A 23,218-nucleotide genomic window follows, 5' to 3' on the forward strand; every position below is an offset into this window, starting at 1 on the left:
TCTTCCTTACTCAATCACAAATCATCTCATCAAAGGTAAGAATCAATTGTTAGCTGTGCTACATTGTCTATTTTAGACATATCAAATTGCTTCTCTTGCAATCTTTGCGAAGCTAATAGTTGTGTTGGGGTCATGTTAGTCATACTTTGTCATTGCATTGCTTGTTGTGAATTGTCTGTTTGAATTATTCTTTCCTGCAAATCTATCCTACCCTCAGGCATTTTTTTCTGCAAGATTCATTGCATTTGAGGTGTAGACTGAGTAATTTGTGTAGGTTTCGAGAAAACAGGCTGTATCGCAGAGAATCAAGCAGTAATATCAATCTGTGGTGTTTTATTTCATGTATTTATTATGTTTTGAGACATATTATTACAGTGTAGGTAAATTGTTTTGTAAGCGGTTTAGTATTTCTTGCCTATTAGCTTCCACATTGTTTACTGATAATTCTTCGTCCACTGGATCATATAAGTAATTCGAGAGAGATCAGTCATAGACATAATCCATAAAATCATCACCATATCTAGCAGCGAAAGAGTTATCAACTCTATTTATCATAGAGTTCTGTAGTCAATTTATTTTAGCCATATTTAATTCAAATTCATTTGTAGTTTCTGGATAGAATCATTGTACACGATCAAATTCTTGCTCGGTAACAGCAGCTCAAGATATTAGATTCAAGTAGTTAGCAAGAGCTATTCATAGTTCAGTACCTATGGCAGCCAAAACTGGATCAGATGTTTTTCATAATTGCTGTAGTATTTGCTCTTTAGTTCAACTAATCAATCATGTATCCCCATTCTTCTTTTTGTATTCTTCTAGTAAAAACTTAAATCTTTCTCAGGCTTGATATGCATCAGCAGAACCCTGTACTTTCGTAGCATTTTTATCTGCACTTAGAAAAGTATTGTATGATTCTATCTGCATCAAATCTTTGTCTCAATCAATGAATGCTTGTTCAAAAATATTAGAAGAAGACTCAAACTTATCCTTCGACATTTTTGAGGCTACACTTTCAAAAGCCTTCACATTTTTATATTGAGGAGATAGTTCTAGTGCTTTTGAAGGATCAGCAGAATATCCTTTCAATATCTGATCAACCTGAGATAATGGTAGTTTGTTTCAATTCTGATCTAATATATTAACACTAGCATGAGATCATCTTCATGCCGCCAATAAGTCTGGTCTTAAAACGTTTCATTGCTTGTCTGTAATAACTATTCAATCATGGGTCATCACATGACCTGTATTACCAACAAATCACATAGGCTGACCTCTCTCAACTCTTTGTCATGGAGAAAATACGTCTAAGCTAGATGGAGCAAGGTGATCAACAGTATATGTTCTTCAATCGTCTCATTTGAATCTAACTCTTATACCAGTTCAACCACTAAGTTCTCCAATAGATTCTATCACTCAACCTATAGGAGCACTCAAGTCAGATCAAACAGGTTTTGGATAATCTGCTCAATCATTACCTTCATAATCTAAGAATTTTTGATCATACATAGGTAAAGGTCAAGAGTAGTCTCATTGTCCCATTTTAGACAATCACATTCATGAAGTTGTGTATGTATTTAGTCAAACAGGAATATCAAACCTTCATGTTTCAGTGTTAAATTGATAAGAGTTACCTTCTGCGTCTTTAGCTATCCTATCAGAAAATTCAGGTCTAGCAGAAAATCTTCCAGTAGCAACCATTGAAGATATAATTTCTTCTGGTGTCATACCTCAGTTCAAAGACGCTGTTATTGAATTTACATCATCTTGTGTTAACTGTCACATTTGTTTCAATGTGTTAATAGTTAATCACTCAGATGTTATTTTGTACACATCAGCAACTGATTGTGGAAGTTGTCACATATCAGCCATACTTTGTATTTCTTGCGAGCTCATGTTCATAAGTGCTAGTCCGTTATTAGCATTAAGAGCGTCAATATTTCTTTGTTGTAACGTTAATTGATTTTTAAGAGCAGTTTGCTCTTCTTCTCTTATTCTTTCATATTCCATGGCTTTTGCCTGTCTTTCTCACAGCTTAGCATCAAGCTCTTGATTTAATGAAGTTACCTTATCATAGTAATATGCGTTTAATGCAGATTTACTTACACTTGTAGGAAATTCCTTTTGTATGTCAGATCTGAGTGACTCTTTTCTCTGGTTTATTTCAGATATTTCTGTATCTAATTTAGAAATCTGGTTACTTATATTTCTTAGATTATTATTTACTTTCAATCACTCTACCTGTTCTCTGACCTCCTGAGGTGCATCTTTAGATATACCTATCTGTGATTCCACAGATTTCTTAGAAACAGATGGATTATCTTTTTTTACTTCATTATTAACAGATGCGTTTCTATCGCTTGCTTTTTCTCTTTCTGAAAGAATAGATTGAGCCTCTGCCAATTTACCACTATCCCTCATGTATGAAATATCCTCTTGTGATATTAATCAAGACTTCAGAGATGCAGCTAACTCATCTACAGACATTCTATCAAGAAATCATTTTCTTAGTCATGAAGTTCTAACATCTTGGACTAGGTCTGAGAAAGTACCAAATCAAACTCACTGCAGTTTGTCAGATATTTGAGATTCTACTCTCTCTCTTACTTCAATAAAGTTCTGATCACCAGGCTGCAATCATAGTTTTGCCATTGTGTCGTCGACAATTAGATCTTTGTCTTCTCATGTGATAGTTCATTCTCTTGCTTTATCTTGTATCCTTTCAAAAGACCTTTGTGTAGCAAGATCGGACATTTTTTCAGTATCTATCATAGAAACAGGTTCTCATATTTCTGTTCTAATTTTTGAAACTTGAGATATATTAGAAGGCTGTTGTTCTTTTTGACTTTTAACTTGTTCTGTCTTTTGAGTTGTAGGAAAAACCTGAGTAGTTTCTTCTATTTGAGGTTCAAGAGGTGCAGCAATTGATCATTTAGATATATCGTTATCTTCAGGAGATAGCGGTGCGGTAATAGCTGTTGCTGCAGAAAATCTTTGAGCATCTGGGCTAATTGGTGCAGCAGGTTCATTTAACCTTCAAGATTGTGCTACTTGCATACTCTGTGTTATATCTCTATCCCTTTTAGGTTTAGATGTAACATTGTCTATTGTATTTGTTTCTTCCATTACAATCCTATTACAGTTAAATTAGTACCATCTCAATTGTTGGTTCATATTACAGGAGATGAAGCTAAGGTAGTGTCAGAATCAACTTCTGTTAATAGTCTTATTGGTGTTGCAGACTCCATGTATCCAATATAAAGATTATTTGTATATATTCAAGTTGCGTCCTCGTAGTTTATCGTTGTTACAGTGTTTGCATTAATAGATCATCAAACAGAGTCTGTTCATGTAGTAACACTATTTGCAGTTATCTTAGTAGGACTATATGAATCTACATTACGAATATTACCGTCTATTTGTAACTTAGATGATCTATATATTTCAGAACTGTCTTCTCACCACTTACATGAGGCATAAACTAAAAATAATCAAGAATATGGAGTAAATACAGTATTGCTGGTGTTTAGTCATGTATATTCTGTATCAGAAAAATCAAAATCTACAACATTTTCTCACGTTAATACATTTTTATCTCATACTGTAAAAAGCCTAACAAAATATCTTTGCTGCTCAGCCCATCAAGAGATAATTCACACTATATCCCAAAATGACTTATCAAATCATCAAGAAGGAACTATATTATTAGCTTTATAAACCTTTTTCCCACTTCATTCGTCATAATAAACTATATCTCATTTGTTGTAAGATCTATCTGGATTGTATTCATATATTCACTTATCATCAAAATTATCTGTATATCTTTCAGTAAAAAAAATCTCTATTTTCCTAGTATTTGTATTATAGTACATATCTCAATTTTTTGGTCTATCAGGTCTTTCTGGTCTAGCTCATAACCATCTAAATCATCTTATTGATACTTTTTGTGTAAGAGCAGGATTCCCATATCACCATGTTCCATCCAAAGAAAATTCATCTTGCTTAGTTTCTTCTACTTTTATACTTTCTTCAGGAGCACTAGTATTTAATTTGCTCATACCTCATATTTAAAGTATAAAATATAGGAGTAACATTTGTATTTGTTGTCTCTAGTTCTATTTTAAATTGTATCTCGTAAAAATCTTTTGATGATGGTAAAGAAAACTTTCTATTTTTTTTATCAATTCAAGATATATCTGATACTAACTCGTAATTATTTGATCAGTCAACACTATGGTAAAACTTTATTTTTGTTCAAACAGGAGTTTGACAATGTATAATATATTCTATAACTCTTCATTGTTGACCTAGGTTTGGCATATACTTTCTTGTATACATGACACCACTATTCTGATACGTTTTTGTATTTATAGTATCATATGATATAGTAGCTATTCAAACATTTGATCAATCATCGTAAGAAAATCTTATTTTATCATATACATTCCTAAATCAATTCCACAAACAACCTATCCTACTATAACCACTAAAATCTAACGATATTGCTTGAGGTAATCAATTTATTTTCTTACCTATAGATTCTATTCATCACTCTTCATCATTTATCATAAAATAACTATCCTGATTATAAGCAATGTTAAAATTTCAGTAAAAATATTCCTGACCATATCAGAATTTAAACCTTTCTTGTATACCGTCTACTACCTTCTTACCTTCTCTCAAATACGTGAAATTCTGTCACTGAGATATAAAAAGCTTCGATGCTCATGGAGGTCAAAAAGGACGAGCTACTATATTGTCTAAGTTCTTAGCAGTTTGCATATATAGTATAGGCATTCATAGATCAACATATCAATCATGCTCCTCACTAAATCAATCCCAAAAATATTTTCTTCAAGTAACTAAATATACTTGATACAAAGATCAATTTCTAGACAATCAAACTACTTGTTCTTCAAGAACTATACCTACGTTAACAACAGTAGGAAGAGAAGCTAATATATAGTATACAGTATTTCATATTGCGAAATATAAACTATCTTCACTATCATTTATAGAAGGACAATAAGGTCACTCAGTGTAACTTCATACAAAATTAGGTAGTGGGAAAGAACTAGCATCTTGTTTATAATAGTTTATGTCTACAGATCAGAAAGAGTACGGAGAAGGTCAAGGAACTCTAGCCAATCTTATAGTAGATCATTGATTGTAAAACAACACAATATCTCACATAAACTTTATAGCGTTTAATATATCATGACCACCTGGTAGGTTCAAAAAATTATTACCATCTAAATCATATCAATCTCAGTTTTCACCAAAACAATAGAAATCATCAATATTACAAGTCATAAGAGACACACCTGTAGTAGTGATGTTTTCTACTTCTCTTTGTAATGTGAATCCCTCTGGTTTTGTTTTTACGTCCAATGAGTCAGAAAAGTTATATTGACCCTGTCATAAAGCAAAATCATCATCTCACATTCAACCGTAGAAATTATTTATGAGTAGATTTGGCATTAATATCAGTTCCTATAATAATTATAATCAGGTCAGATGAATTGATCATAGTTTCTTGTAGTAGTAGTTCCTACAACAGGATTTGTTATCCTCATCTTTAAATTGGTTAACATTGTCTTTACTTTTTGTTCATATTCAGCTCTAGAGTTATTCTTTAAGTCGATTAGTTGCCTTTCTTGATATACATACTGAAACATTCATTCTCCAATAATATCATGATACTCTCTTTCTAACAATATATCTTCCTCTGACATACTACTTGTTAGATCATATGGTCTCTTTGTACCATATAATGTGATACCTTGTGGTATACTTACATCAGGCTTAGGGAATAAGTATAATGTGAAATTACTTAAAATATAGAAAGCTTCGTGTAAGCTCCAATTTTGCATATCTTCAAAAAACTCTGGTGATTCATATAAGTTATTCCAATCTCTCCTTTTTAAACGTATAGGATATTGCAATCATTCAGCATATTGAACAGTAACACTGTCAATTTTATATTGTCAAAAATCTTGAGAAGGAGCTTGCATAACTGGCATTAAATCATACTGATTAAGACCCGCTACTAAGTCAGTCTTCCATATTGATTGTCCATAGTTTTTATCTATTTGAGCAACTCTTTGCCACAATTGTGTATAAACTATATTCATGTATCTGTACATAGAACTATCATCAATCTGATCTTGAGTTACAGATGTTTGATCTCTAACAAATGATATTATTTGTGATGGAGTCATTATATATCCTAATTAGATAATTTGTTTTTTATCCGTTCAGCATTATTGCTGAATCTTGGTCATACTTTTTTACCAAATTTTTCTTGATATTGCTTATGCAAAGATTCTAGACTTTCAGAATTTTCAGAACTTTCCTCTTTAATTTCATCTTCTGACATTTCTCTATCTTCTACAGCCTTTCTAAAAGAAGATTGTTTTACTTCCTCGTTGTTAGGCTTTTTTATAATTTGCTCTCTCTTTTTCTTCATATACTCTCTATATTGTTTAACATCCAAAACCCTGTTTCAAACTATAAACTCTTGTTTAGATTGTAGCATATTATTTTTTTTAAATAAAAGGAGGGCTTAACCCTCCTTATTATAAAGATTAAGCACCTTGACTTCAATACATTCCTACTGGAGTGTTAACTACACCAGTTTTGTAGTAATCAAAGAAAGGAACAGAATACAGTTGAGTTCTTTTATCGTAATCAAATTCACCGTCCATTGTTGGTCTTTGGTGGAAACCTGTATAGATAGGATTTACCATCATTTGTGAATCAAAATCAGCCATAAAGTAGTATGCAGTATCAGATTCTACATATACAGATGGTATGATTTGTCGACCGTTACCTAGTTGTTGGTTAACACCTTCATTGATAGCGTCGATTTTTGTTGGTTTATATTGTAGAGAAACATTGTCTCCTAAGATTTTTTTCCATTTTTGGTGTGCCTTACCACCGTCTTTCACCAAAATTCTTTTTGTGTTAAATGGCATTGGTCTACCAATAGCATCTACGAAACCTCTAGATCTTTTTTCTACTTCGTCTAGTACTTCAACAGAAGGAGCAGCAGCAGGAAGTAGGTTATCAAACTCGATAGCAGATTCTGGGCTAAGAAGATGGTTAGCAGAGAAAAGCAATTCACCATCTGGAGATAGAGTGTCAGTAAAACCTTTGTTAATAAGTTCAAATACAGTAGTATTTAACTTGTTGTATACAGCAGATAGTCTGTCTCTTACGTCTACTTGGTATTGTTTTTCTAGTTTCTGTGTGTTATCCATAACACCTTTCATATATTCTCGTGTGTAGTCCAAAGAAACAGCTTGTTTAATTGGAGATAGTTCTGTAACGAAACCTTTAGCAGATTTACCTTGTGGTATCTTAGAACCCTCAGCAACGTCTTCAGCAACAGAAAGACCAGTAATAGAAACAAATCTTTCAGTAATTTCAGTAGTATCTTCTACTCTAGAAAGAACTGCAAAGTCCGATTTACCCATAGGGTACTCTGATGTGTTATCAATAACTTGTTTAGTAGCTTTTGTATATCAATTCCAAAAACTTAGAATATCTTGGTTAGTTCCAAACATATTAGTTAACTAATTAATAAATAAAATTATACAGCGATTAGCTTATTGATTCTTACAAGTACATCTGTAGTGTCACCGATTGTACCAGCTTTTTTTGTAGATAATACTTTGAATACATCCGTTGTACTTGCTCCAAGGTCAATTTCTTGAACTCCTGAATTAATAACTAGATCTACTTCAGTATTTCTGTTTATAGCAGCAAAAGGAGCATCTGCGTTACCTTTATAGATTGCTTCTGCATCAGCGACAACTTGTATATCTTCTCCGTTATCTGATACACAAAAACCTAGTTCTGTAGATGCAGCAGTAGCTTCAATAGCTAAACCTGTTGCAGGGTCGATAGTAATCATTTTACCGATCAAATTATCTGTAATTGCAGGATCTTTTGCGATAAGATCTGACAAATCAGGCATACTTCTACCTGGTGTGTAAAGTTGAAAGCTCATTTAAATAAATACAAATTAAAACTTATCAAAATAGTTTTTTCTTAATATCTTCCTGTAAGCTACTATAACCATTCTCTGGCTCGTTCCTTTGTCATCTTGTATTCGGCAAAGTGAAGTCACCATAGACATCTTTAGCTGCTTCCATAAGACTCATTTCTTTAACATCAGCGATTGTTTTGATCGCTTCAATGTTAGCATCAGGCTTCAGAGACAATATTTCCTTTTCCATCTCAATTTTTTGGAGCACTTCCTTAGTATGAGCTTCTAAGTCAATTTCTTCTCTTTCTTCATTTTCCTGCTGTCTTCTTTGAATAGCTTTGTGTTTTTTCTTTAGAAGTTTTTCATTCTTCTTTCTTAAAGAAGAGTTTTCTTCTTCCAATCTAGCTATTTTTTCTTCTTCATTTTCTTCTTTGTCGTCTTTTTGTACGGCATCTTTTTCTTTTAATGAAGATAAATCTTGTTCGTTTTGAGGTTGAACATCCTTTTCGTCGACTTTTTCCATGTGATCACGTACTAATAATAAATACAATAGGTCTTATTGTCATTGCCCGCCCTTACGTGGCTTATGTAACTCTAATTTATCAAAAATAATTTTTTTTGCAAGTTTGTGGTATTCAGAGAGTTTTTTTTCGTCTCATCATGCTGATGAAACCAAGTCATTACCTAGAACTGACAAAAAGTCATCTAGATATAAAACGAGTAATCTTTTTAAATCTAATTCAGTATAAATTACCTCCCTAGATTCTTTTTTTAAATTAAAAAGAATATCTGATTTAAAAACCTCCTTTTCCTTTATAATTCTATTTATAATTATATCTTGGAATTTTTTCTCATTAAACAATTGGTAAATTGTCATTATAGTGCTGCCTTATTATCTAAAGACTCATTTGTTTTAACTATATTATTTGTCATAGCTTGACTTGCCATACTATTAGCTATTCATGTCATTTCTAATCATTCTCAAACAGGTTTTGGCTTATCGACTCACTCCCTTATCATTAATGTGTTGAGAAATGATAATACTTCAAATTTTAATTCATTATTGATTGCAGAATTAATATATATCCAAAGAGTTTGCAAATCCAATCAAGGAATAAAAATGTTCTGTGGTTTTAATCAAGAGCTAATCATTTCTTTCATCATCAAAGAATGTCTTTCGCTGCTATCCATTGGTTCAATACTTTCTATAAAAGCATCGTCAAATCACATTTTTCTATACATTTCACGTTTAAACATCTTAGCTGATATAGGTGACACATTAGGATCTTGTAGAACTATTGGAAGTATAGATTGCATATTAGATAGTTTCCTCATATTATCCTCTCTTCTCTTCTTACTTGAAAATACTTCTACAGTAGGATTCAAACCAGAGATAAAATCTTGCTCTGTTATTTTCAATAATTCTCAATCATCATCTAATAGCTGAGTTACTTTCTTTCATCAATTATCTCTTACATGTTTCCTCATGTATCTCATATAAATTACTTCCCAAAACATTTGCTCTCAAATCATTAGATTATCAGCATCTACATCAAATACAACATTAGACCTTTGCAATTGCAATTCAGTGTCTCATAATGTATTTGTATCAGGACTCAGTCATCTTACTATACCAGTTAATCACGTAGTATCCTCTGCTAGTTTTTGTATGTACTGGAAAAACTGCTGAGATTGGTTTGTATTATTTAATTCTTGTACTGGCTGAGTTATTTGACCCTGCATAGAATCTACAGGTATAAATTTAGGTCAACTCTCTGCTCTATCTAAAAGGTCATTTATGTTATTTATAGCTCTTACATCAACAAAATAATTATCAAAACCTGCTTCACGCATTTCTTTTATCTGCATAGCATTAATTAGCTTTGTCATTGTTATTTGTGTAGGATACATTAACTCTCTATATGAGATACCCCATGGGTCTTCTATCAGTGGGAAAGAGTTAGATATAGCAACTGGGAAAGGTATAGTATCAGGATACTTTTTTTCTTGAGGTGTTAATGGTTTTATCTCTTCTCGTTTAATTATCTTCGAGTGAGCATTAGCTAATGTACAGAAATACTTCCTACCATTAATACATACAAAACAATTTAACACATATACTGGATCATTGTAACTGTCCATCTGAGTTATTAGCCTTTGTTGTTTTTTTCTTAAATTAGATCTCTGTTCTGAAAGGGTCTGTCATGCTTGAACCTCATCTAAATCGAAATATCATCACACCACACTCTCTTTGCTTTTTAACTCTCCAATGCTAGTTGACCGACTCATTAGATGGAAATCAAAGTTATTATCCATAACGTTACCATTAGTATCAGGATACCAACACAATGGATCTATGTTAATAAAATCCACTACCTGCTTAGATCTGTTCCATCACAAAGGAATACGTATTCAGACACCATAATCAAAAACATCATACAACATTTCTTTATCTTTTATATGTTTCCTCATTACCTTTTGGTCAAAATCTACTATTTTATTAAGCTTTTGTGCTACATCTCTGTCATTAAAGTCTGATTCAGTATAAACAGGAGAAATTCACTCATTCTTAAACATAGCAACAAAGGTTTTCTTCATCTGAAACAACAAATCATATGTCATCTTGCCAGATGCGTTCATGCTTTTAACTTTATCATCTATTCTTTTATATAATTCTAATTTAGCAGAAACAGCAGATTGAGACTTGTTATAGCACTTTCATAACTCCGTTACTATCTCTTCTCTTAACTTTTTATTGCTCTTTATATCTTTTTCCGAAATAGCTTGGTTTTTCTTCCAGTTTTTTATATACATGGCTAATTCAAACGTAAATTACTGTCAATAGTATTTATTTTTAATTATATTTCAAACATACAATATATAATTAATCAATCCAATTACTTACTAACGATTTAAAATTACTTCTATTTCATTTATCTATCAACTCCATAAATACATACCTTATAGCATCAATAGCATGATTATATTCGTCTATAGGAGTTTCTAAAAAGTTACCGTTCTTATCTTGATCCCAACAGTAATTCCTAAATTCTAGTATAATATTAGTACTTCTAGATGTAATATATATTTTTTTTTGTTGCATAAATCATATTCAAGACTCAACTCAACCTTTTGTTTTTTTTACAGGTCTTATATTTAATCATAATAAATATAACTCCTCTATCGAATCTGGTCTAGAAGAATCAGCAATAAATCTCTCAGATGTATTTATACCAAAAGAAATTATTTTTGCATATAATTTGTCGTTCAATATTCATGGAGAATAAATTAATTCGTCAACAAGTATACCATCTGACCATTTATAGACTCAAACAACTGCAGCTGGATCGTTATATCAAAAATCTATACCGTAACCTATCAACTTACATTCTGTTTCAGGGTTAATATCGTTAACTATTTGCCACTTACTAAAAATGACACCCTCTAGCTTACCATATTTTCAAAGTCAATAAATTTCTCGCTGTCTTTTATTCTTTTCCTTTAAAGACTCAATTTCTTTTATGAGAGATTCTCATATAAAAGGATTATCTTTATACGTACTAACTATTACCTCAACATCTCCTTCCTGCTTAGCTCTTTTTTGCTCTAGTTCTGTATTTATCCAAATGTCTTCACTATCTGGATTAAAATCTAAAAATATTTTGTCATTAGTACGGACTATCAACTGGAAAAATTCTTCTTGGAACGTTAAAGCATTAGCTTCATTACAATATAATATATCACGACGCTTACCCTTAATTTTTTCTTGATCATCTGCTCACATAAACTCTACCATTCTTCATCTGTAGGTGTAAGTTTTATCTGTTTTGTTCCTATGTTCTTTGTTTAATAGAAAAACAGTTCATGTATCAACTATTATCTGCTCAAAATCCCTTATTACTGTTGATTTTAAGTCACTCTTAAACTTTCTAACAACAGTACATATCCAACTAGCAGATTCCTCTTCTCATTCTGGATACTGTTTTAATTCTCATTTTTTTCAAAAAACACAATCTTCAGTGTTAACTTCTGAGTCTAGGTAACCAGTAATAAGCCATCTCCAGATTATTTGTAGTATAGAATATGTTTTGCCTGACCTAGTACCTCACCTATTAATCTTTATCTTTTTGTCAGACTCTATGTTTTTGTGGAAGACATTTCCTGTTCTAAGTTTCATTCAACGATATTATCATCTAAATCTTTTGAATTAATAACTTTTCATTCTCATATTCTTCTTACTACATGTTCTATAACTATTTTGTTACTAGATATTTTACCTCAATCAGCATCTTCATGCCTAACAACATCACTCCATCAATAATTTTTAAGAGCAAATATAGCAGCTGTAGGATTTTCATGTAGTAATTTCTCATATTCCACTTCTATAAGGGTCTTTGCTCTTTTAATTAGGTAATCAAACTCGTCAGATCTTTTTGCATACTTGTATAAACTACTCTTGTCCCTAAATCACAAAAAAAAAGAAAGATCTCATAGAGAAGGATTAGGTACATACAATTCCTTATAAGAATCTTTTCAAACTTTTATTCTTTTTTTTCTCGAACACATTCCTCAGTTAAAATATTCTACAATTCTATTAGCAAGAGCTTCTGGAGTCTTATAAAAAGGACAAGAACCATTCATGCCTCTTGTCTTTTTTCACAAAAGAACATCTTTTGTTATTCAAGATCAACTAATTGCAATTTTTTTGTTTTTTGGCATCAGTCAAATTTCTTTTATAAAGTTTTCCAGTAATCCAAGTCTGGAACGACAGTAGAGAAAAAGAAGTTACAGAAGCATCTTTTCTGAACTCATCATGTAATCTAAGAAATTCCAATATCATAGATAAACATATTTTAGCTCTGTGCTTTTCGTCGTATCAACTTCTTCACTTACTTTTAGACATAAAAGAATTAATAATAAACAATTATCTAACTATTCTTTTTAATGATTTTCATGGTTTAAATTTTACAACACTTACAGAATTAGTATGAACCCTTTCTCAAGTACGTAAATCTAAAGTCTCTCTACCTGTATACATAGATTTATAAAAAGTTCAAAATCATCTCAATAGTACTTTTCACTCATCTTTTATTCAAATAGACATAACCTCAATAAATTCATCTATAACAGTTTTTGTTTTTTCTTTACTAAAGTTTAGTCTTCTGGAAACCTCATCAATAATAGAAGAAGTATTCATTTTTCTATCATAACTATAACTCATTTTTTAAAAAAGATATAAATATTACTTATGGTATACAAAAATACCCTTCAAAAGCAACACTTTTATAAAAAGACTTGATTTTATGTAAAAAAAAAATATAAAGTTTACGTTTACAACGTAATTTTTTATATGAAAACAAGAAAACAAACACTTATATTTGTTCTTTGCATGATAATAGTTTGATTATCTAACAATACAAATATTTTTTCTTCAGAAGTAAGTGACCTACAGGACAAATGTAATATATGTCATAGGACAAGCATTGCAAAACCCTTAGGTTACACAGTAGAATCAATTATGAACGATGTTAATGAAAATTGATGCAAATTCAAAGACTACCTTGAACAAAAATGCAAATAAATTTATACAACTATATATTATGAACAAATACAAAGTAATTAAAAAACGACCTTGATGACCTGATGTGGCTTGTGTATGAGAGTTAGAGAAAAGTACATATTGAGATACATATGCCTTTCATTGGTTTTGTGGTTTCCATTGATGTGATTATGGTGAATATCTGTAAATTAAGTAAGCTGTTTTATAACTAATTATAAAGATGACAAAGTGAATATGATACATAAAAGATTGATCAGTTACTGAAGATACTTTTATTTGAGAGGTAGAGATATCTAAATACAAAACTGAAGAATATGAAATGGTACACTGAATTTGATATGTTGACAAGATTTTGTTAAAAAAAATTGATGAAATACAAAGAGAAAGATTCAACAAGAAAGTATGTAAAAACGTAGAACAAAAAAAAATATCAAAATCATCTAATAAAATATGAATGACAAAAATGTCAGACGTACATGAATGATTTAAGTGAACTTTTTTGGAACACACACCTTTGCGAAAGGTTTTTGTATATCACGATTTTTCTTTTGATTTTATTGGTTCAATACTTCGAAAAACAAAGATTTTCGAAAAGTATCATTGAAAGATTAATATTTATTATCCTTGATGATGAAGCAAACGATCAGAAGATAAGTACGACTATATACAGTTCCAACCTAACGATTGGTCAGACTCAGACTTATACAGAAAAGATGGTGTTTATGCGTTTTGTTGCGATGGTTATATAGATTGGCAATTTTGACAGACTTGAATTTTATCTTGCGAAGATGCAAGAAAAATGTGTGAGTTCACTGAAGAAGAAAAAGAATTCTTCAAGGAACTAAACTTATCAAAAGAGGAAATTGATGTTTTAATATCTTAATTATACTATTATGAAATATAAAACAGTAACGGTTACACAAGAAACTATAGATATGTTAGATGGACTATGAATAGACTACGTACAGTGAGACACTTTGTACGAAGTAGACTTTTACGACGCAAGACCTTACTTGCTTTGATGAGGGATAGCCATTCTTCTTATTATTGCATGTTTAGCTATAAACTCAGACCTTTACATTTCTAACCTATGTTGATAATGACACCTAAATACAGAGTACGAGCAGATGGAAAGATGCAAGATGAAGTTGTTGGCAACCGTTACGAACACACACATTTACTTAATAATATAGACTAATGAAAATAAAAGACATCGTAGCAATGGTATTGCTAATACTGTGATCTTTATACTTTGCAAGTCAATGAGATATAACAAATGCAGTAACTATAGTTTGTAGTTCTCTTGTTATCACATATGTAATAGAAAGAAAGTAATTTTACTTGATAATATAAACTAATGAATATACCAAAGTTTAAGATATGAGACAAAGTAGCACATACTTGGGACGCCGTAAATATAACTTATTTTACAATATTCTCTATAAAAAAGAATCACATACCTAAAAACGATTGAAACTGAGTAAAAGAGACAATTTCGTATTGTTACAATTCTGACAAGAATCTTTGTAGTCGATACGGACAGGATGAAATAAGGTATTGCACCAAAGAAGAAGAACGTATTTATTTTAATTAATATAGACTAATGTTTGAAGTACCAATGTTTTTGATATATAGTTGCTACACAATGACATGTAGCATGTCCGAGATAACTCCTTGATGGACTAGTGTAAATATTTACGAAGATCGCTATGGGATTGATTGATGTGTATACCATACAGAAGAACAAATAAAAGACTATTTTTACTCATTTGATAAATAATATAGAATAATGTGTATTAATCGAGCAGAACTAACTAAACCAGAAAAACCAAGACAAAAAAGAATATTAGACATACTATACCATAGGTTTTGATGAAAAGAACGATACAAAGAGAATAGAGAGTTGATAGAAAAATTAGTAGCTTTTATTTGTGAAAATGATTTATAATGAACACACCATCACTAGAAAGATGTAAGAAACTAAAAGAGATAGGGTATCCTCAAAAACCTTGATATATAATGGAGGATAGGATTGGTGGCTGAATGAGAAGGAAAGTTATGATAGATTTACACCAACCAACAGTAGCAGAGATGATTTATATTATAACAAAAGACTTTATTTCTTTAGACTGATTAAGGATAATGAAAGGATGTGATTGATTTTACTTAGAAAAGTATGACATAGATTTTAGTAACGGTGAGATTGAGTATTGTGTGACAGAAACAACAGTATGAAAATTACCAAATGCACTAGCAGATATGATAATACTACTACATGAGAAAGGTTTTAAATTGTTTGATAAATAATAGGGAACAAATACTAGCACCCACATTTAATTGATAATATAGACTAATGGATACATTAGAAAAGATAGAAAAGATCAGTCTTAATCCAGGTGAGTATTGTGAAAAAATAGAAGCTATTATAAATGAAGATACTTACCTACATATAGTTAGTATATGAAAAGTAGATTGAAAAAATATGTATAAATTATTCATAAACCTTTCTTATAAGATAGATTATACAGAAAAATCACGACCTATAGACTGCGTATGAACACTAGAACAATGTGTTGATTATGCATATGATGAACTAGTAAACAGAGGATTTATTTTATAATATAGTTATATTATGAACACACCATCACTAGAAAGATGTAAGAAACTAAAAGATATAGGGTATCCTCAAGACTATTGATATTTCTGTTTTAAAGACACCAGAAAACCACATAAGCAATACAATCAAAAAGACTGAGAATTTGTCCCTTTCCATGGGGATTATGCTTGATCTTGAATAGAACTTTTTTCTATCCCTCTAGACTTTTGACAAAAGTGAAAGATTCCTGAAAATGGATATGATGAACATTATCTTATAGCCCCAACAGTAGCAGAAATGATTGATTTGTTGCCAGAAACTTTATGATCAGACCATTATTTACGCATTGAAAGAAACCCACACCTTTTTTTCAAAAAACACAATAAAAACTTTTGGGTGTCATACGCAATATACGATGACTATGTAGAGCAAGTACCATCAGATAGTATACCAAACGCACTAGCAGATATGATTATACTACTACATGAGCAAGGTTTTAAATTGTTTGATAAATAATATGGAGCATCTAAGTAAAAAAAGTTTAGAAAGTCTACACAAAGAATATACGTGATGTGATAGGCTAATTAAGATTACTGATAGATTAAGTAAAGGAAAATATATGTTCTACAAAGAAATATTCTTTGATACAGACTTAGCAACAATGCTACCGTGCTACGGTAAAAACATAAAAGAAGCAACGGTAGACTTTATAATGAGGTATTGACTACACGAAGGCAAAAAAATAGAAGATATAATAAATCTCATATTACGGAGATACCACAATAAAAAAGAAAATCGATAAGCTGGCTATATGCCAGTTTTTTATTTAATAAAAAAAAGAACCTTTCGGCTCTTCACCATCACATACGTACGCTATGCTTTGGAGTTTTTCCCAGAGGCGGGAATAAACACTTTTGCTAGTTATTATCAGACGAGCGCGCCATCGATACAACACAAGTTTGTACATTAACACTTCTAGCTAACGCCTACCATAAGTGTGCTATTGCAATAAATCACAAGGAAGCTTTATATGGTTTCATATTTACTGTAAACATTCTACTGTAAAATATCAATACTATTTATAAACAACACTCCTTCGATCCTCTTTATTTCCCATTATCTTACATAAAACCCCATACCTCTTTACTCAAACGTGCTTAGAGAGACGTTGCCAGTCCATAGTGGATAATTGCTCAATAAACCACTCTAACTGATCCTCAAAAACTTGTAACTTTATAGAACCCAATGGTCTGTTCGCATTCATATCCTTCAACTCAGCATCTAACTCAGGATAATTCTCCTGAAACCATTCTCATGCCAATGTTGGATTCAAATGCCGCCAATACTTATGACACACCAAACACAACGTCTTAGCATTCTTATGATAATACTTCATTCTTCCATTCTGTGCCCTAGAAATTATATGACTATACTGCATGTCTGGAGTCCTCATATTGCTCTTCCCACATTTCCAACATACAAAATTATCCCTAAGATACGTATAACACGCAGCTACATGATCCAGTACCTCTAGCAACCTCTTCTTAACCGTCTTACGCATCTCACTTCTATAATGTAAATATTAATATAATATACATATGTTTCTTAGAAAATCAACCTTTAGAACGGTAACTTCTTAGTTACCCTTTTTAGTACTCAAAAAAAATATACAGAAAATTTACAAACAAATTTTTATGCCTCTTTTTGTTTTTGCTGCGTGTGTGTGTAACTAATATATATATATAAATGTTGCGAGGCGACACCCCCCCCATGCCCCCTATATTTTACATAGTATCGATGACAACTACACATTTAGTTACTATAATACCAATTATCGCAACTAAATACACAACCTAGTAATATCAACTATTAGTTCGGATTGTCAATATGTTGGACTTTATACTCTACATACAGTGAAACCCTATCAAACTATAGGTAGTTCCTGTAACTTGACATTTGATAAATTACGAAATACACAGCTATCTTGTGTATTTTTTGTATATTTTTGTAAAAAATGATCCCTTTTTAGGTTTTTTTTGTGCGTGTTTTGTAAGAAATTAAGCATTAGAATTAGTACTATAATTTGGGTGTGAAATATTGAAATAATGGTAGATAGTAAGAATTGAGAGTAAGAATTGAGAGTAAGAGTTGAGGGTAAGAGTTGAGACTATGAATTGAGAGTAAGAGTTGAGGGTAAGAGTTGAGAGTATATATTGTGTATTATGTATTGTTGTTTTGTTTATAAATGAAGCTAAATGAGAAATCCCCCTTCTTTTCTAGATTAGATATAACATCATAATTAAGTAAAACAGTTTTTATATATATTTCAGTATTTGGAGCTACTACGTAAGCACCAAAATACAGTTCCTAACTACAATACAAGATATAATTACACTTTTTAGTGTAAAATCTATTGATTTATTAATAAATATAAATATAACGTTGTCATCGTGATATTGAGATGGTAGCTATTAAGCTATAGTTGCCAGTAGAGTAACCAATGCTATCTCATATCCACATCTATTTTACAATATTATATATTATATTATGACTTACAACTGACGAACTAACAGAGCAACTCGACTTGTGAACTTGCATTTTAACCCTGAAACAATCGAAGACGTAGAGAACGCCAAGTATTTATTAGAAGAAATGTATGACAATATAGACAACTTATTAATTACTGATTTATTGCCAAACATTGAAGAAATAGACCGAGAAGAGCTTAAAGAAGCAACAGAACAAAAATAATATCACACTATTTATTATATTATACTATTAATATCATGAACAACTACAAGAAACTTCAACATTTTGTTGACCTATGCCCAAAAGGTGCAACAATTGAGAGATTATCTCATAACACATGCAAACGAGAAACCGAGGATAAAGAAGGTATATTATACGAATATACACACATTGTTATCAAAGACAAAACAAACGATGATATCAAATTGAACACAGATTGACGGTATACCGAATCAACAAAACGCAAGATGAATGAATACTTGTCTGATTACAGGATCAACGTATTTCAAAAGAATAAAAATCGATTTGTTACATTTTGAGAATACCAATGCTCGCCAATAACAATTGATTATTACGACAACATGACAATATAAAACCATTTTACACCCTTATATTATTATTATTATGACATATGTTTATTGAACGAAAACAGATCCAAACATTTATTCCAATGCAAAAAACCCTATTACAAGAGTATATGTATGCGAAACGGAAGAAGAAAGAGATTTTGCAATGTATAGCCTAATAATGACGACAAACGAAAAGTTCGATTTTTATTGAGAAACAACAAACAAAGCAAAAATACCCAAAAAATACAAAAACGTATATCATAAACTTATAAAAACAGACAAAAACAAATTTTACAGTAGAGTTATTAAATAAATTTATACAAACTACAATGCTATGACTAGATTTAAATATGCCATTTGATTTATAGAGTCTATACCTTTTGAGTTTTTTATTTGTTTATTTGTTGCAATATGAATAGTGATGACTTACAAAAAACTTTATACGCAAGGTTAATAGTGAAAGCTAAATCTTATAAAAACTGAATGCGACATTATAAGACAATAAAAGACGTTGAAGACACAGCGTCTGAAATATCAATTTTATGAGTTCCTTTTATTTATAATATTATTACAAAAACGCTATGTATACTAAAGAAATGATAAGAACGTGCGAAATACCAGTTGCAAAAATCGCACGTAAAGCAAGGGTTAAATTGGACAGAATAAAAAACTATATGCATTGAAGAGGTAAAATCACGCCAGAGGAAAGAAACAAAATAAAAACGTATATATGCACAGTTTGCGAAAATTGTATTGATTTAGTCAATAATCAATCTTTATAAGATAAATATATAAATGATAACAATAAAATTTATAATTGAAAACTTTTTTTATCATTGAATGTTTTTTTTATTGTATATTACTATTTGAATAATTTTTTTTTATCTAATAATTAGAGAACATGAATAAAAAACAAGTAAACGTATGAATGTTTATTGCAGGCGTTATGGGATGAGTAATAGCTAATATTGCAGGGCTAAGCATTGTTTCAATGATTATAATGTGATTATTTTTATCTATTATATTTTATACTATAACAATACCCCGACATGATGAACGATAATTTTATGTTTTGAGTTATAGCGTATGCTATACTAATGTTATTTATGATGGCTATAGTTTTATTATCTAATATTATATAATGCCTAAAAGAAAAGTTACAGATTTTATTGATGAAGTGTGATCTTCAACGTACATCTATGAAGAATATGGTAACGACATACATGTCGGTAGCAGAGAACTTAAAGAATGAGATTGGTGTTATGTTAGTGACAAAAGTGAGCAAGAAGCGTTAGAAGATAAGCAAAAAGCTATTTTTATATATTCCGATAAAAATTGAACAAATTATTGTGTTGCAGGGCAACGAGAAAAAGAGTATAGAGCATGAACAACATATAATGTACATCCTCGAAAATATGCAGTACCAATACCAAAAGAAGCAAAGAAAAGACGCAGAACAAGACCACTTACAGATAGTCAACGAGAGAAAGCAAAAGAGAATAATTACTGATTAAATATTTAATTTATTATTATATTATCATGAAGATAGAAATAGATTTTAACGCACAAGATGTTATAGACAAGTACATAAAAGAAAACATTGAATGACACAAATCTCTTTCGTGATACTTGAGGTATTGCCTAGAAGATGATATAAACACAATAAAAAAACAAAAAATTGAAGATGAGATAAATAAAGAATTGCAGAAAATGTGAGAAGAAGTTATGTTTAATCAGTCAAAGAATTTTACTTCATCACGAATGAACGAGTTTAACTCCAATGTATCTAAGCATCTATCCCAAAAGATTGATGAATATATTGAAAAAAAAGTAAGTGATTATGAATTAGAAAGGAAAATAGATTGATTCATAAATTGATACATTAAAAATAAAATAGAACCTTATTTGACAAAACAGATACAAAAGATGATATGTATATCCACCGATGAAATAGATGATATCCATTCATGTATAGATCATGCTTTACAAACTTGATATGAAGCATGAAGAGAACAATGTCCTTTTTAATTTATTACTGAAACCAAAATGTTTCACAATTGAGTACAACAATTTGCATGTTTTGTAGCTATAATATTGTTTATGCTTTTAGTGGCAGATATAGTTGCATTATTTATGTAAATTGTTATAGTGAGTGTATCAAACACCGACCATCGTTTGAGTTTGAAAATGAGGGGCAGTCCTTATGAAAGTTATGCATTACGGTGTATAAACAAACGGTAAAAGCCTTATAGCTTCCTTGGTCGGTGTGCTATGAGGTTTTTATTTTATAGTAAAAAATGAAAAAAAACTATCTTATACATGACGACAGTTTGGAAATATTTGATTGATTGTCTGATGAACAAATAGGCAAATTATTTAGAAAAATTAGAGATTATCACAAACAAGAATGATACGATTCTCACGATCCAGTAGTTGACATTTGTTATATAACATTTAAGAATCAGTTTGATAGAGACGAGAAAAAATATAAGAAAAAGTGTCAAAAGAACCGTGAGAACGTCGATAAGAGACGGAATACGAAACAGTACGAACGCATACAATCGAATACGATTGAATACAAACGTATACAATCGGATACGAACTATACCGATAAGGATAAGGATAGGGATAAGGATAGGGATAGGGATAGGGATAAGGATAAGGATAAGGATAATAATGTAACTATTGTGAAAGAAATAAAAGAAACCTCTGGCGAGGTGACAGATTTTATACCATCTGTAAAGAAATTTACAGCACAAGCATATAAAAACAAAAAGTCTATGAGGACTATTATAGATAAAGTAGGAAGTGAGAAGTATATACAAGATCAATATGCTGAGTATAGGAAGCTGGAAAGAAAATGATATGACTGAAAGACTATTGATTATGTATTGGAGTGGATAGAAAATGATAGCTTTTGGAAAAAAAACATTATGAGCATTAAGAAATTGAATAAAAAAAATAAGGACTGATTTTTGTATATTGATATGATAATCGACAAAGCAAAAGAAGATCAAGAAAAATCATCTTTTTATATATTTGAATAATATTAAATGAATGCACAAGTAATATTTTACAACAACTACAACTCTGGTATAAAAAAAAAACTTGTTGTATGTATGGATGTTGTGTCACTCAATAGAATGCTTGAGGAAAAGAAAAGGTTCATGGTATGAGAAGAAACATATATGACCCAATACGCATCAGAGACAAAACCACTAAAAAAATTCCATAAAGATGATATATCCTGATTAAGGAAAAGAATTAATGAATTAGTGAAAAAATGATTAATCCATAAAGAGGATTTACACGACAGTATTCCGTTTAAAGATTTAGTCCCTTCTTTGCCTACTAAAAACAACCAAAATGCTTTGAATGTATAAAAAAGCCCATGAGAATAGAGAAAAAATTGAAATGTTAGCTAAAGAAATAATAAATGGCAAGACATACAACTGGATGCATGAGAGATGACGCTATGGAAATTTTCTAATGCAATTAAGCATACTTTGAGGTGATTTATACAAAGAGTTCTACAATAAATTTATCAAAGATTTATCTGAAGAGAAAAAATTGTTAAAAGAAGTGAAAATGACAGATAAATTAAAAAAAAATTGCAAAAATTCTCTTACAGATAAAAAGTTTGAACATGAAAACTTGACTTGAAACTATAAATTAGACTACAAAGTATTTAAAAAATGAAAAATATTAGGATGATCTTGTTTTGTTGTAGTAGGTATACCTTACGAGAATGAAAAATGACTGAAGTGTTGATTTTGAGAAATAATAATTGAGTCAGATTATCCAGAATTATACAATTTATTAAAAGATAATAAAATACAAACTTTTAGTTTTTAAATAACTTGATTTTTTAGAAAATATCGTTAAGAACACTATATATTTATTATATTATACTATATTATGAAATTCAAAAAAGAACGAAATCAGATGAATTATGAAGAAAAGTTGTGTTGTAT

At 30.5% G+C, this 23,218-nt stretch carries 11 protein-coding genes and 2 pseudogenes; 2 read left to right on the forward strand and 11 right to left on the reverse strand.

Features of this window, described 5'->3' with window-relative positions; genetic code table 11:
* Window positions 1-1,854: 1,854 nt before the first annotated feature.
* The 11 genes and pseudogenes from MK119_RS21045 to MK119_RS24455 form a co-directional block, all read right to left on the reverse strand.
* Complete coding sequence (locus tag MK119_RS21045; protein ID WP_290683075.1) at window positions 1,855-2,007, reverse strand: hypothetical protein; 153 nt, start codon at window positions 2,005-2,007, stop codon at window positions 1,855-1,857.
* A 222-nt stretch (window positions 2,008-2,229) separates the two neighbouring features.
* Window positions 2,230-2,418: a hypothetical protein gene (locus tag MK119_RS21050; protein ID WP_290683077.1), complete on the reverse strand. Its 189-nt coding sequence runs from the start codon at window positions 2,416-2,418 to the stop codon at window positions 2,230-2,232.
* A 3,566-nt stretch (window positions 2,419-5,984) separates the two neighbouring features.
* A complete protein-coding gene (locus MK119_RS21055) occupies window positions 5,985-6,218 on the reverse strand; it encodes a hypothetical protein (protein WP_290683079.1) in 234 nt (77 codons plus the stop codon).
* 59 nt (window positions 6,219-6,277) lie between these two features.
* Window positions 6,278-6,466 carry a hypothetical protein gene (locus MK119_RS21060; protein ID WP_290683081.1) on the reverse strand — a complete coding sequence of 63 codons (189 nt, stop codon included), beginning with the start codon at window positions 6,464-6,466 and terminating at the stop codon, window positions 6,278-6,280.
* Between the two features lie 133 nt (window positions 6,467-6,599).
* A complete protein-coding gene (locus MK119_RS21065) occupies window positions 6,600-7,475 on the reverse strand; it encodes a hypothetical protein (RefSeq protein ID WP_290683083.1) in 876 nt (291 codons plus the stop codon).
* A 116-nt stretch (window positions 7,476-7,591) separates the two neighbouring features.
* Window positions 7,592-8,011 carry a hypothetical protein gene (locus MK119_RS21070; protein ID WP_290683085.1) on the reverse strand — a complete coding sequence of 140 codons (420 nt, stop codon included), beginning with the start codon at window positions 8,009-8,011 and terminating at the stop codon, window positions 7,592-7,594.
* A gap of 91 nt (window positions 8,012-8,102) precedes the next feature.
* The gene (locus MK119_RS21075) at window positions 8,103-8,513 is read right to left on the reverse strand and encodes a hypothetical protein (RefSeq protein ID WP_290683087.1); all 411 of its coding nucleotides are present in this window, start codon (window positions 8,511-8,513) and stop codon (window positions 8,103-8,105) included.
* 1,244 nt (window positions 8,514-9,757) lie between these two features.
* Entirely contained in the window at window positions 9,758-10,132 is a 375-nt protein-coding gene (locus tag MK119_RS21080) for a hypothetical protein (protein ID WP_290683089.1), read from the reverse strand.
* Window positions 10,133-10,919: 787 nt separating this feature from the next.
* The gene (locus MK119_RS24445) at window positions 10,920-11,093 is read right to left on the reverse strand and encodes a terminase large subunit (protein WP_366512853.1); all 174 of its coding nucleotides are present in this window, start codon (window positions 11,091-11,093) and stop codon (window positions 10,920-10,922) included.
* Window positions 11,094-11,522: 429 nt separating this feature from the next.
* Window positions 11,523-11,753, reverse strand: a pseudogene (locus MK119_RS24450) (phage terminase large subunit); the annotation flags it as partial.
* A 5,705-nt stretch (window positions 11,754-17,458) separates the two neighbouring features.
* Window positions 17,459-17,707: an HNH endonuclease gene (locus MK119_RS24455; RefSeq protein ID WP_366512854.1), complete on the reverse strand. Its 249-nt coding sequence runs from the start codon at window positions 17,705-17,707 to the stop codon at window positions 17,459-17,461.
* Window positions 17,708-18,732: 1,025 nt separating this feature from the next.
* Here MK119_RS24455 and MK119_RS21085 point away from each other — a divergent pair.
* Complete coding sequence (locus tag MK119_RS21085; RefSeq protein WP_290683091.1) at window positions 18,733-18,897, forward strand: hypothetical protein; 165 nt, start codon at window positions 18,733-18,735, stop codon at window positions 18,895-18,897.
* A 2,779-nt stretch (window positions 18,898-21,676) separates the two neighbouring features.
* Window positions 21,677-22,108, forward strand: a pseudogene (locus MK119_RS24460) (hypothetical protein); the annotation flags it as partial.
* Between the last annotated feature and the right edge of the window lie 1,110 nt (window positions 22,109-23,218).

The sequence above is a fragment of the Kordia sp. genome (assembly GCF_022447245.1).
Lineage (GTDB): Bacteria > Bacteroidota > Bacteroidia > Flavobacteriales > Flavobacteriaceae > Kordia.

What these genes read in the sequence shown, in the direction of transcription:
- MK119_RS21045 (WP_290683075.1), bottom strand. Translation starts at nt 2,007, where the DNA reads ATGGAATATGAAAGAATAAGAGAAGAAGAGCAAACTGCTCTTAAAAAT.
- MK119_RS21050 (WP_290683077.1), bottom strand. Translation starts at nt 2,418, where the DNA reads ATGAGGGATAGTGGTAAATTGGCAGAGGCTCAATCTATTCTTTCAGAA.
- MK119_RS21055 (WP_290683079.1), bottom strand. Translation starts at nt 6,218, where the DNA reads ATGACTCCATCACAAATAATATCATTTGTTAGAGATCAAACATCTGTA.
- MK119_RS21060 (WP_290683081.1), bottom strand. Translation starts at nt 6,466, where the DNA reads ATGAAGAAAAAGAGAGAGCAAATTATAAAAAAGCCTAACAACGAGGAA.
- MK119_RS21065 (WP_290683083.1), bottom strand. Translation starts at nt 7,475, where the DNA reads ATGGGTAAATCGGACTTTGCAGTTCTTTCTAGAGTAGAAGATACTACT.
- MK119_RS21070 (WP_290683085.1), bottom strand. Translation starts at nt 8,011, where the DNA reads ATGAGCTTTCAACTTTACACACCAGGTAGAAGTATGCCTGATTTGTCA.
- MK119_RS21075 (WP_290683087.1), bottom strand. Translation starts at nt 8,513, where the DNA reads ATGGAAAAAGTCGACGAAAAGGATGTTCAACCTCAAAACGAACAAGAT.
- MK119_RS21080 (WP_290683089.1), bottom strand. Translation starts at nt 10,132, where the DNA reads ATGGACAGTTACAATGATCCAGTATATGTGTTAAATTGTTTTGTATGT.
- MK119_RS24445 (WP_366512853.1), bottom strand. Translation starts at nt 11,093, where the DNA reads ATGCAACAAAAAAAAATATATATTACATCTAGAAGTACTAATATTATA.
- MK119_RS24455 (WP_366512854.1), bottom strand. Translation starts at nt 17,707, where the DNA reads ATGCGTAAGACGGTTAAGAAGAGGTTGCTAGAGGTACTGGATCATGTA.